The sequence below is a fragment of the Novosphingobium rhizosphaerae genome (assembly GCF_050920675.1).
Lineage (GTDB): Bacteria > Pseudomonadota > Alphaproteobacteria > Sphingomonadales > Sphingomonadaceae > Novosphingobium > Novosphingobium rhizosphaerae.
Genome location: NZ_CP137861.1, coordinates 1008966 through 1020938, shown reverse-complemented (window position 1 = coordinate 1020938; position 11973 = coordinate 1008966). Strand labels below are relative to the sequence as shown.

Below are 11973 nucleotides of genomic sequence, written 5' to 3'. Positions count from 1 at the left end.
GATCAACGCCCATCCAGGCGCCGGCCCAGGGTTTCCACTGCCTGCGGTTCATAGCCCAGCGCGGCATAGAACGCCTTGGTCGCCAGGTTGTCGCTGCGCACCATCAGCATGATCTTGGGGCAATCGCGCGCGGTCAGCCATTCCTCGGCCGCGCGCATCAGCGTGCGGCCCAGGCCCTGGCGCTGGAACGCCGGCGCCACGCCCAGGTAATAGACCCAGCCACGGTGCCCGTCATAGCCCACCATGATCGTGGCGGCCGGTTCTCCCGCCACTTCGGCCAGCAAGACCGCCGAAGCAGAATTTTCCATCGACAGATGATAATCGGTGGCGGGATCGTTCCACGGCCGCGTCAGGCCCGCCGCCTGCCACAGGCCGATCACGGCCTGGGCATCGGCGGGTGCGGCTTCACGAATGCCGGCAGCGGCCATGGCCGCTCAATCCTCGCCCAGGTTCTTGGCGGAGCTGTCCGCCTGGCCCGCCACCCAATAGCCGGCAGCCTTGATCCAGCGCTTGTCCAGACCGCGTTCGCCCACCAGGTATTCGCGCGCTGCGCGGGCCACGGCCGCTTCGGCAGCGATCCACACGAACGTGTTCGGCGCCAGATCGACTTGCGCCAGCGCGGCCAGCAGCGGCGCAGGATCGGTGGCAGCGGCTGCATCGCGATGCAGCCAGCGCGTTTCGACGGTGGCAGCACTGGCAAAGGCCTGCTCGTCGGCCGGGCCCGGCACTGCGCCGATCACGGTGGCGGAAACGCCCGCGGGCAGTTCCTCCACGCGGCGGCCGATCGCCGGCAGCGCGGTTTCATCGCCCACCAGCAGCCAGTGCGCGATCGGCCCCTCGATCACTTGCGAGCCGCGCGGGCCGCCGATGCTGATCGGATCGCCCACCTTGGCCGCCCGCGCCCAGTCTGACACGGGGCCGCCTTCGTGGTCGAAGAAGTCGATGGTCAAGGTGCCGGCGGCGGCATCGTGGTGGCGGGGAGTATAGTCCCGCATCACGCGCTCGCCATCGGCGCCCTCCACGAAGATCTTGACGTGATCGTCGGGCGCGCCGCTGACGAAGCCGGCTAGTTCGGGCCCTTCGGCAACGATCCGGATCATGTTGGGCGTGAGCCGCACGACCTGCGCGATGCGCAAAGTGCGCCGCACGGTATCGTGGCGCATGCGGCGGATCACGGGCGCATCGGCTGTGGTGGTGGTGCCGATAGCGGCGGAAGTGGTGGTGTGGTCGGTCATCGGGGCAGAGCCTGTCTTTGGCAGTGGGCGCGTTGATTGACGTTAACGCTTACGCTTCCCCTGGCGGGAGAGGCCCACCGGGAATGCAATATTCCCTGCGAACGATTGTTAAGATATATCTTTGATCGCTCTTTGGCAAGCCCTGCCACACCGTTTTCACGCCGCCGCCGCGAAAATCATTCCTCCGTCAGTGCCAATTCCCCCGCTTCCGACGGATCGAGCGCCGCCATGAAACGCGCAAGCCACCACATCACGTCTTCCTTGAGCACGGTATCCATCAATGCCCGCCAGCGCTCCTGGCGCTCGGCCAGCGGCATGGTCAGGGCAAGCGCCAGGGCATCGGCGATTTCCTCGGGGCTGTAAGGGTTGATCAGCACCGCCTGCGTCAATTGCGCTGCCGCTCCGGCAAAGTTCGACAGCACCAGAACGCCCGGATCCTCGGGGTCTTGCGCGGCCACGAATTCCTTGGCCACCAGGTTCATCCCGTCGCGCAAGGGCGTGACCAGGCCGACTTTGGCGGCGCGATAGACGCCTGCCAGCACGTCGCGCGGATAGCCCTTGTTGACATAGCGCAGCGGCACCCATTCGACGCTGGAAAACTCGCCATTGATGCGGCCCGAAAGCGAATCGAGGCTGGCGCGGATTTCCTGGTAGGTCTGCACGCCTTCGCGGCTGGGCGGCGCAATCTGCAGCAGGAACACCTGCTCGTGCAGGTCGGCCCGCTGCGACAGCAGCCGCTCGTAGCCGATGAAGCGTTCCTGCAGGCCCTTGGAATAGTCCAGCCGGTCCACACCCACGATCATCGCGCGGCCACCGGCGCTTTCTTCCATGCGCCGGCGCATCGCCTCGGCCACCGGGCCGTTGGCGGTATCGGCAAATTCGCGCGCATCGATGCCGATCGGGCAGGCCACCACGCGCAAGGTGCGCCCGTTCCAGGTCACGGTGTTGTCTTCGCCCACGGTCGCGTCCATCTGCGCGCGGACATAGTCGAGGAAGCTTTCCAGCCAGTCTTCGGTGTGAAAGCCGACCACGTCATAGGCGAACAGCGATTCGACCAGTTCCTGGTGATTGGGCAGCGAAACCATCAGCCGCATCGGCGGCCAGGGGATGTGCAGGAAAAAGCCGATGCGGTTTTCCACGCCGCGCTCGCGCAGGCGCTGGCCCAGGGGAATCAGGTGATAATCGTGCACCCACACCAGATCGTCCTTGGCGATCAGCGGCAGCAGGGTATCGGCAAAGCGGGTGTTGACGCGTTCATAGCCATCGACGAACCCGCGCTCGAATTCGGCCAGGCTGACGCGATAGTGGAACAACGGCCACAACGTGCGGTTGGCAAAGCCGTCGTAGTATTCGTGGATGTCCTGCGGCTCCAGGTCCACCGTGGCGGTGGTGACGCCGGCCGATTTCTGGAAATTGATATGGCCGGTGAAACTCTCGGTTTCCCCGCCAGACCAGCCGAACCAGATGCCGTCGCTTTCGCGCAGCACGGTCGACAAGGCAACGGTCAGCCCGCCCTGGTTGCCCGGCTCGTCCTCACTGGGCGGCTGGACACGGTTCGAGACGACGATCAGGCGCTTCACCTTATGGCACTCCATGGCTTGCTCAGCAGGCCGGCACAGTTGATCAGGCCGACCAGCGAGTAGGTCTGCGGGTAATTGCCCCACAGTTCCCCGGAAACGGGGTCGATATCTTCCGACAGCAGCCCGGCGGCGGTGCGGCGGGCCAGCATTTCCTCGAACAGGTCGCGCCCTTCGGCGGCGCGGCCGGTGGCGTGCAACGCCTCGATCAGCCAGAACGTGCAGACATTGAACGCGGTTTCGGGCAGGCCGAAATCGTCCTCGCTGGCATAGCGCAGCATGTGGCTGCCCCGCCGCAGGCCTTCTTCTACCGCGCGCAGCGTGCCCTGGAACCGCGGATCGTCGGGCGGCAGGAACCGCATGTCGAGCAGCTGGATCAGGCTCGCGTCCAGATCATCGCCACCAAACGTGGCGGAAAAGCGCTGCGTGTCCGGGCGCCAGGCACGCGATTCGATCGTGGCGCGGATCGTGTCGGCCCGGTTCTGCCAGAAATCGGCGCGCTCGGGCAGGGCGAGTTCGGCCGCGATATTGGCCAGCCGGTCGCACGCGGCCCAGCACATCGCCGCCGAATACGTGTGGACATGCGCGCGGGTGCGCAGCTCCCACAGGCCGGCGTCGGGCTGGTCGTGCACCTGGAACGCGCGTTCGCCCACCGCCTCCAGCGCTTCGAAATCGGCCATGCCGGCCATGCGATAGAGCCGCCGGTCGATGAACGCCTGGGTGTTGCACAACACGATCTGGCCATAGGCATCGTGCTGGATCTGTTCATAGGCCTGGTTGCCCACCCGCACCGGGCCCATGCCGCGATAACCGGACAGGTTTTCGGCCACACGCTCGGTCAGCTTGTCTTCGCCGCCCAGGCCATAGAGCGGCTGGATATGCCCGCCCCGTGCGCCTTCCACCACGTTGCGCAGATATTCGAGATAGCCTTCCAGCACATCGAGCGCACCCAGGCGGTTGAGCGCCTGGATCGTGTAATAGGCATCGCGAATCCAGCAGAAGCGATAGTCCCAGTTGCGGCCCGAATCGGCATGCTCGGGGATCGAGGTGGTCAGCGCCGCCACGATCGCGCCGGTTTCCTCGAACTGGCACAGCTTGAGGGTGATTGCCGCGCGGATCACCGCGTCCTGCCATTCCAGCGGCGTGGCCAGGCCGCGCGTCCACTGTCGCCATTCGGCAATCGTGCGCGCCAGCATCTCTTCCATGCCATGGCCCAGGTCGTTGGCAAAACTTTCGTCCGGGCCGAGGAAGAAATGCAGCGAGCGTTCCACCCGGAACGGGCGCTCGTCCGCCACCCAGCCCACGGGCGCATCGGTGGTCAGGCGCAGCGTCAGGTCATGCAGCAGATAGCGGACATGATGCGATCCGCTGGTGCGCGCAGGCACGCTCGCGCCCCATTCGCTAGCCGGGCGCAAGGCCACGCGAATGCGCGGGCTGCCGGCCAGGCGGCGCACGATCCGGGCAAAGGCCACGGGGCGGTACATCCGCCCGTGGTTCTTATAGCGCGGGCAGAAATCGACGACTTCGATCGCCCCGCCCTGGGCATCGGTGTGGGTCGTCACCAGGACCGGGGTGTTGCGGATATAATGCTGCGTGGTAGCGACAGCATCTTCCAGCGTGATCGACCAGAAGCCAAGCGCCGCCGGGTCGCTGGCGGGCTTGTCATCCAGCAGGGCACAGAACGTGGGGTCGCCATCCAGGCGCGGCACGCAGCCCCACACCAGGCTGCCGGTCCGGTCGATCATCCCGGCCACCTGGCAATTGCCGATCGGCCAGAGATCGACGCTCGCGACGCGCGTTGCCTCGCTCATGCCGGCTGCGATCCATCGGCAAAGTCGCGCAGGAACGCACGCACCGCCGCGGGCGAAGGCAGCGACAGGGTGGCTGCCGTGCTGCTGCCATCCAGCGCGCGCGGCCCCACCAGCACGCCATGGCCGCCCAGCGCACGGGCAGCGGCAAAGCCGGCTTCGTCGGTCAGGTCATCGCCAAAGAACACCGGCTGGGTGCCCGCCATGCCGGGCCGCGCCATCATCCGGCGCACCGCCTGGCCCTTGTCGCCGCCGGGCATGCGCAGTTCGACCAGATCCTTGCCGTGCTGGATCTTGAGCGCGTGCGCCTGCGCCAGATGCACGGCCAGCGCTTGTGCCGGCTGCTGCGCTTCTGGCGCCAGGCGCCAATGAAACGCCACGCCGAATGATTTCTCTTCCACCAGGCAACCGTGCCAGGTGCGCGCAAGCGTGTTGAAATCGCGCGCCACGTCTTCCAGCACGGGAAGCCGTTCGGGCCGCGCCCACACGCCGTTCCACCGGTATTCCAGGCCGTGGCTGCCGGTGACCGGCAGGGCCTGGGCGATCGGCCCAAGGATGCGATCGATCTGTTCCAGCGAACGCCCGCTCACCATCGACAAGCGCCCATCCAGCCGTCGCGCCAGATCGCCCAGAAGCGCGCGCGTCGCACCATCGGCGCGCACTGCGTCGGGGTCGTCGGCCAGTTCGAGCAATGTGCCATCGATGTCGAGGAACACGGTGGCTCGGGAGAGCAGGCCGGGTCGCGGCGCGGGAAGCAGGGCGGGCGTGGTGGCGATCAGGGGAATGGGGGCACTCCTTGGCTATGGCGGCTGACGCGCCAAAACAATGACTTGCGCTCCTTTTGGTTCCCGCCGCCCCACGGCCCCGCCGCGCAAGTGCTTGTTTCCTAACGCTCGAATGCGGTCAGGATGGGGCATGGCCCGGCCTCGCCATGGCCACAGGCCTGCGCCAGTCGGTGCAGCGCGGCCCGCGCCTGCTCCAGGTCTGCGATCCGGGAATCGAGGGCGGCAATCTGCTCGGCCGCCAAGGCGCGCACGCGGGCGCGATCGTGCGTCGCGTCCAGCGCCAGCAGGTCGCCGATCCGCTCCAGCGTGAACCCGGCCGCCTGCGCCGCACGGATGAACCGCAGGCGGCGCACGTGGCTTTCGCCATAGTGGCGGATCGCGCCACGCTGCCCGGCACCGCCGCCGCGCTCGGGCGTTTCGATCAAGCCGCGCCGCTGGTAATAGCGCACGGTTTCCACGCCGACATTGCCGGCGCGCGCCAGGCCGGCGATGGTCAATGCGCTTTTGGCGCGTTCTGATGGCATGTTCGGCACCCCTTGACTGCGTACCATGGTACGGACCCTATATGGGATGCAGCCCGCTCCAATCCAGCCAAAGGCCGCTGCCATGACCGCTTCCGCCCAGCCCCGCACCGCCGTTCTCTATCGCATGGTCACCGACAAGCACGTCTGCCCCTTCGGGCTCAAGGCGCGGCACCTCTTGCGTCGCAAGGGCTTTGCGGTGGACGATCACTGGCTGCGCACGCGCGCGGAAACCGACGCGTTCAAGGCGCAGCATGGCGTGCAGACCACGCCGCAGGTCTTTATCGATGGCCAGCGGATCGGCGGCTATGACGATCTGCGCCGTCATTTCGGCCTGGCCGTGCCCGATCCCAAGGCAACCAGCTATGCCCCCGTGGCCGTGTTGTTCGCGATCACCGCCTTGATGGCGCTGGCCACCAGCCAGGCGGCGTTCGGCACCCCGTTCACGCTGCGCGCGGCGGAATGGTTCATCGGCATGAGCATGGCGGTGCTCGCCCTGCTCAAGTTGCAGGACATCGGCCGCTTTGCCACGATGTTCCTGGGTTATGACCTGTTGGCGCGCCGCTGGGTGCCTTACGCCACACTCTATCCCTTTGCCGAGGCGCTGGCCGGGCTGCTGATGATCGCCGGGGTATGGACCTGGCTTGCGGCGCCGGTGGCGCTGTTCATCGGCACGGTGGGCGCCGTGTCGGTGTTCAAGGCGGTCTACATCGATCGCCGCGAATTGAAATGCGCCTGCGTGGGCGGATCGAGCAACGTGCCGCTCGGCTTCGTCTCGCTCACCGAAAACATCGGCATGGTCGCCATGGCGCTGTGGATGCTGGTGCACTGACGCCAAAAGGGCGCCGGAACCCAAAAGTTCGCGGCGCCCTTGTCGCGGTTCAGGTCATTCCCACTCGATCGTGCCCGGCGGCTTTGACGTATAGTCATAGACCACGCGGTTGATGCCCTTCACTTCGTTGACGATGCGCGTCGCCACGCGGCTGAGGAAGCCGGCGTCGAAGGGATAGATGTCTGCGGTCATCCCGTCGGTCGAGGTCACGGCCCGCAGCGCGCAGACCGAATCGTAGGTGCGGAAATCGCCCATCACGCCCACGGTGCGCACCGGCAGCAGCACGGCAAAGGCCTGCCAGATCGCATCATAGAGCCCGGCGTTGCGGATCTCTTCCAGATAGATCGCATCGGCCTTGCGCAGGATGTCGCAGCGCTCGCGCGTCACTTCGCCGGGGATGCGGATGGCGAGGCCCGGCCCGGGGAACGGGTGGCGGCCCACGAAAATGTCGGGCAGGCCCAGTTCGCGGCCCAGCGCGCGCACTTCGTCCTTGAACAGTTCGCGCAAGGGCTCGACGAGCTTCATGTTCATGCGCTCGGGCAAGCCGCCCACGTTGTGGTGGCTCTTGATCGTCACCGAAGGCCCGCCGGTGAACGACACGCTTTCGATCACGTCGGGATAGAGCGTGCCCTGCGCCAGGAAATCGGCGCCGCCCACCTTGCGCGCTTCGGCCTCGAACACGTCGATGAAGGTCTTGCCGATGAACTTGCGCTTGGCCTCGGGGTCGGTCACCCCTTCCAGCCCTTTCAGGAACAGCGTGGACACATCCACGTGAACCAGCGGAATGTGGTAGTGGTTGCGGAACAGCGACACCACCTGCTCCGCCTCGCCCAGGCGCATCAGGCCATGGTCGACGAACACGCAGGTCAGCTGGTCGCCGATCGCCTCGTGGATCAGCACGGCCGCCACGGCCGAATCGACCCCGCCGGAAAGGCCGCAGATCACGCGGGCATCGCCCACTTGCGCGCGGATTTCGGCAATCTTGGTCTTGCGGAATTCGGCCATCGTCCAATCGCCGGTGCAGCCGCAGACGTGGCGCACGAAATTGGCGATCAGCTTGCCGCCGTCGGGCGTGTGCACCACTTCGGGGTGGAACTGGGTGCCGTAATACTTCTTCTCGTCATTGGCGATCACCGCGAACGGCGCGCCGTCGGACACGGCCACGATGCGGAAGCCGGGGGCGAACTGCGTCACCTTGTCGCCGTGGCTCATCCACACCTGATGGCGTTCACCGGTGGTCCACAGCCCGTCGAACAGCACGCAAGGCTCGGTCACCGTCAGGAACGCGCGGCCGAATTCGCCCGAATCGCCCGGCTCCACCTTGCCGCCAAGCTGCTCGCTCATCACCTGCTGGCCATAGCAGATGCCCAGGATCGGCAGGCCGCTGTCGAACAGCACCTGCGGCGCGCGGGGGCTGCCATCGGCCGGCACGCTGGCGGGCGAACCCGACAGGATGATGCCCTTGGGCTTCATGCGGTGGAATGCCGCCTCGGCCTGGGTGAAAGGGGCGATTTCGGAATAGACGCCCGCCTCGCGCACGCGGCGTGCGATCAGCTGCGTCACCTGGCTGCCAAAATCGACGATCAGGATCGATTCGGGGGCCGATTCTTCGGGCTGGATAGTCATGGCTGGCCGATAAGGAAGGCGCGGGGAACTGTCCAGCACTTGGCGCAAATTCGCTGCGGGCCTGGCGCGCGTGGCACCAAAGTGGCGCAATGCCAAGCAAGTGTTGCTAGATTGCCACAAACTCCCCGGTTGCAATACATGAATTGCACTTATTGCAAGTGCAGATGCCAGGATCGCACTTGTAACAAAATCGGCTCGTCTTATGTGAGCCCCAGTTCGCGGCTCCGAGCCTTACCCTGCCGGCGCGACGGACTGAGAGGATCCTGCAAGGTTAAATAATAAACCTTGTTAATTTGCAGGAAATCAGGAGCATACCATGCGCAAGTTCGCAACCGTTATGCTGCCGCTCATCCTCGCTGCTGGTGTCAGCGGCGCGATGTTCACTGCCACGCTTGTCTAAGCGCTGGCAGCAGCACTGAAACATTTCGGGTCGGTCCTCTCAAGCGGCCGCGAAATGGTTTGAATACTTGGAATACCGCCACGCAGCGCGATGTCACCGCATCGCCGCGCGGCACGAAACGCCAAGCGGCGGTCCGGCGGGGCCGCCGTTTTGCGTTTTTGGCAATTGTGTCTTTCGGGATACACTTGTTCCTGAGAGGAAACCTTTTAGGCACCATCCTCATGATCGTGACGCGCTTTGCCCCCAGCCCCAACGGCCCGTTGCACCTGGGCCACGCCTGGGCGGCGATCGTGGCGCACGATCGCGCACGGGCGGCAACCGGCACATTCCTGCTGCGGATCGAGGATATCGACGGCGCGCGCAGCCGCCCGGAACTGGCCGAGGAATTCCGCGCCGATCTCGCCTGGCTGGGCCTGTCGTGGACCGAAGTGAAGCCGCAATCGCAGCGGGTGGAACGCTATCGCGCCGCCGCCGATGCCTTGCGCACGGCGGGCCTGCTCTACCCCTGCCACTGCACCCGCGCCGAAATCGCCGCCAATGCCGCCGCGCAAGGGCCAGACGGCCCGCTCTATCCCGGCACCTGCCGCCTTCACCCCATCGAACCCGGCCCCGATGTCGCCTGGCGGCTGGACATGGCCCGCGCGATGGCGCTCGCCGGGCCGCTGGAATGGACCGACGAGCGGCGCGGGATTCAGCAGGCAACGCCGGATCTGTTCGGAGACGTGGTGCTGTGGCGCAAGGATGCGCCGGCGTCGTATCACCTTGCCGCCACGGTGGACGATGCCGCCGATGGCGTCAGCGTGGTCACGCGCGGGATCGATCTGTTCCGTGCCAGCCATGTGCATCGCCTGCTCCAGGCGCTGCTCGGGCTGCCGGTGCCGCGCTGGCACCATCATGCCGTGCTGGTGGGCCCCGACGGGCGCAAGCTGGCCAAGCGGCGCGGCGCGGCGGGCTTGGCGGAGCGGCGGCAGAACGGCGAAGATGGCCCGGCGCTGGCCGCAGCGCTGCGTGCCGGTCGTTTTGATAGCAGTCTTTTTGACACTGGCATTTGCCTGGCAGACACCATAGACCTTGCACCATGACCTATGTGCTCGTGCCCTTGCTGATCGTGCTGATGGCGCTGACCGTGTGGTCGCTGCTGCGCGGTGTCGTCGCCTTCCTGCGCACCACGCGCGAAGGACTGGAGCGCGGGGACGAAGGCATCCGCGACATGCAGCTCTTGCAGAACCGCATGATGTTCAACCGCATCAAGTTCCAGGGCCTGGCTATCGTGGTCGTGGTCGTGCTGTTGATGGTTGCCGGCAAGAACTGAACGGGTCCGTTCTATTTCATGGTCAAGCTGAACAAGATCTACACCCGCACGGGTGACGATGGCACGACCGGGCTGGTCGATGGCTCGCGCCGTGCCAAGCACGATGCGCGCATGGCCGCGATCGGCGAAGTGGACGAAGTGAACAGCGCAGTCGGCCTGGCCGCGCTGGTCGTGCCAGCCGACGCGGGCGCGGAATTGACCCGCATCCAGAACGACCTGTTCGACCTGGGCGCGGACCTCGCCACCCCCGGCAGCGATTTCGAACCTGGCGAAATGACGCTGCGCGTGGTGCCGGGCCAGGTGGACTGGCTGGAACGCGCGATCGACGCGCGCAACGCCGCACTGCCGCCGCTCACCAGCTTCATCCTGCCCGGCGGCAGCGAAGCGGCCGCGCGCGTGCACCTGGCGCGCGCCATTGCCCGCCGCGCCGAACGCGCCGCCGTGGCCCTGGCCGCGCAAGAGCCGGTCAATCCCTCGGCCCTTGCCTATCTCAACCGGCTGTCGGACTATCTCTTCGTGCTGGCCCGCGCGCTCAATGCCGGGCGCGATCCCCTGTGGGTGCCGGGCGCCAGCCGCTAGACCAACTGAAGAAGGAATTTGCGGGCATGCAGACCGTTGCCGTGATCGGGGCCGGGCAGATGGGCGCGGGCATCGCGCAGGTCATGGCGCAGGCCGGGCTGGCCGTGCTGCTGGCCGACATGAACCTGGCCGCGGCGGAAAAGGGCCGCGACAAGATCGCCAAGGCGCTTGCCCGCCTGGTGGCCAAGGACAAGATCGCGGCCAGCGACGCCGATGCCATCGTCGCCCGCATCACCCCGATCGGCGATTATGCGCCGATGGCCGCTGCCGACCTGATCGTGGAAGCGGCGACCGAGCGCGAAGACATCAAGCAGGCGATCTTTGCCGCCGCGGGCCAGGTGCTGGCCCCCCACGCGATCCTGGCGAGCAACACCAGCTCGATCCCGATCACCCGCATGGCGGCCGGCTCGCCCGATCCGGCCCGCTTCATCGGGTTGCACTTCTTCAATCCCGTGCCGGTGATGAACCTGGTGGAAGTGATTCCAGGCCTGGCCACCTCGGCCGCCACGCTCGACGCGATGCGCACGCTGGTCGGCCGGCTGAACAAGGAACTGGTGCTTTCGCAGGACGAGGCCGGCTTCATCGTCAACCGCGTGCTGATGCCGATGCTCAACGAGGCGGCTTTCGTGCTGGGCAGCGGCACCGCCAGCATCGCGGATATCGACAAGGCCTGCCGCCTGGGCCTCAACCACCCGATGGGGCCGCTGGAACTGGCCGATTTCATTGGCCTCGATACCTGCGTGGAAATCATCCGCGTGCTGCACACCAGCACCGGCGACAGCAAGTATCGCCCTGCCCCACTGCTGGTGAAGTATGTCGAGGCCGGCTGGCTGGGCCGCAAGACCGGACGCGGGTTCTACAATTACAGCGGCGAGGCCCCAGTTCCCACGCGGTAAGGAACAGGGGAGCCGCGCAGGCGTATCTTCTCCATAAGGAGATACGCCATGAGCAAGGACCTGCCCGACCTTCCCCCCGAAGCGCACAACCAGGAACAGGACGATGCGCCCAGCCAGGCGCAGACCCTGGCCGATGAAGCGCTGGGCCGCGCCACCGCCGTGCTGGGTTCTGCCGAAGACAGCGAGCGCGTTTCCGGCCAGGGAGACGAGGCCGGCTCCACCCCCGACCTGGTCGATCACATGAAGCAGATGGTCTCGTCCGGCCGGATCGACATGGGCGCCTACCGCGGCGAGCGCAACGACGACGACGAGGAAGGCGGCCTGGGCGAAGCGGGCATCGACGACGACACCCCGCGCGGCGCGGAATGATATGGTGCGGCGGGGGTTACGCCCCGGCCTCTT

General features: G+C 66.5%; 13 protein-coding genes. 6 read left to right on the top strand and 7 right to left on the bottom strand.

From position 1 onward, the window contains the following. Nucleotides 1-2 precede the first annotated feature (2 nt). From R9J51_RS04680 to R9J51_RS04655, 6 genes are all read right to left on the bottom strand, one after another. Nucleotides 3-428: a GNAT family acetyltransferase gene (locus R9J51_RS04680; RefSeq protein ID WP_179505988.1), complete on the bottom strand. Its 426-nt coding sequence runs from the start codon at nt 426-428 to the stop codon at nt 3-5. Nucleotides 429-434: 6 nt separating this feature from the next. After that, entirely contained in the window at nt 435-1235 is an 801-nt protein-coding gene (locus R9J51_RS04675; RefSeq protein WP_179505987.1) for a siderophore-interacting protein, read from the bottom strand. Between the two features lie 176 nt (nt 1236-1411). Further along, nucleotides 1412-2815, bottom strand: coding sequence for an alpha,alpha-trehalose-phosphate synthase (UDP-forming) (locus tag R9J51_RS04670; protein WP_349237502.1), 1404 nt, complete (start codon nt 2813-2815; stop codon nt 1412-1414). Continuing rightward, nucleotides 2812-4623, bottom strand: a complete 1812-nt coding sequence (locus R9J51_RS04665; protein WP_179505986.1) for a glycoside hydrolase family 15 protein — start codon at nt 4621-4623, stop codon at nt 2812-2814. The genes R9J51_RS04670 and R9J51_RS04665 overlap by 4 nt, the downstream gene beginning before the upstream one ends. Beyond that, on the bottom strand, nt 4620-5336 hold the full coding sequence (otsB, locus tag R9J51_RS04660; RefSeq protein ID WP_179505985.1) for a trehalose-phosphatase: 717 nt from the start codon (nt 5334-5336) through the stop codon (nt 4620-4622). Before otsB ends, R9J51_RS04665 begins: the two co-directional genes overlap by 4 nt. A 170-nt stretch (nt 5337-5506) precedes the next feature. Then, nucleotides 5507-5929, bottom strand: coding sequence for a MerR family DNA-binding protein (locus R9J51_RS04655; RefSeq protein ID WP_246866072.1), 423 nt, complete (start codon nt 5927-5929; stop codon nt 5507-5509). An 82-nt stretch (nt 5930-6011) separates the two neighbouring features. On the opposite strand from R9J51_RS04655, the gene R9J51_RS04650 reads away from it, so the two are divergent. Further along, nucleotides 6012-6758: a glutaredoxin family protein gene (locus R9J51_RS04650; protein ID WP_179505984.1), complete on the top strand. Its 747-nt coding sequence runs from the start codon at nt 6012-6014 to the stop codon at nt 6756-6758. Between the two features lie 54 nt (nt 6759-6812). On the opposite strand, the gene guaA is transcribed toward R9J51_RS04650, so the two are convergent. Next, complete coding sequence (guaA, locus tag R9J51_RS04645) at nt 6813-8384, bottom strand: glutamine-hydrolyzing GMP synthase (protein ID WP_169475578.1); 1572 nt, start codon at nt 8382-8384, stop codon at nt 6813-6815. 621 nt (nt 8385-9005) lie between these two features. Here guaA and gluQRS point away from each other — a divergent pair. The 5 genes from gluQRS to R9J51_RS04620 are packed head-to-tail and all read left to right on the top strand — an operon-like array spanning nt 9006 to nt 11940. Continuing rightward, nucleotides 9006-9866: a tRNA glutamyl-Q(34) synthetase GluQRS gene (gluQRS, locus tag R9J51_RS04640; protein ID WP_179505983.1), complete on the top strand. Its 861-nt coding sequence runs from the start codon at nt 9006-9008 to the stop codon at nt 9864-9866. Next, nucleotides 9863-10096, top strand: coding sequence for an HIG1 domain-containing protein (locus tag R9J51_RS04635; protein WP_168555918.1), 234 nt, complete (start codon nt 9863-9865; stop codon nt 10094-10096). The genes gluQRS and R9J51_RS04635 overlap by 4 nt, the downstream gene beginning before the upstream one ends. Nucleotides 10097-10114: 18 nt before the next feature. Continuing rightward, complete coding sequence (locus R9J51_RS04630) at nt 10115-10675, top strand: cob(I)yrinic acid a,c-diamide adenosyltransferase (protein WP_179505982.1); 561 nt, start codon at nt 10115-10117, stop codon at nt 10673-10675. Between the two features lie 26 nt (nt 10676-10701). After that, a complete protein-coding gene (locus tag R9J51_RS04625; RefSeq protein WP_179505981.1) occupies nt 10702-11571 on the top strand; it encodes a 3-hydroxyacyl-CoA dehydrogenase NAD-binding domain-containing protein in 870 nt (289 codons plus the stop codon). 48 nt (nt 11572-11619) lie between these two features. Next, nucleotides 11620-11940 carry a hypothetical protein gene (locus tag R9J51_RS04620; RefSeq protein ID WP_168555915.1) on the top strand — a complete coding sequence of 107 codons (321 nt, stop codon included), beginning with the start codon at nt 11620-11622 and terminating at the stop codon, nt 11938-11940. Nucleotides 11941-11973 lie beyond the last annotated feature (33 nt).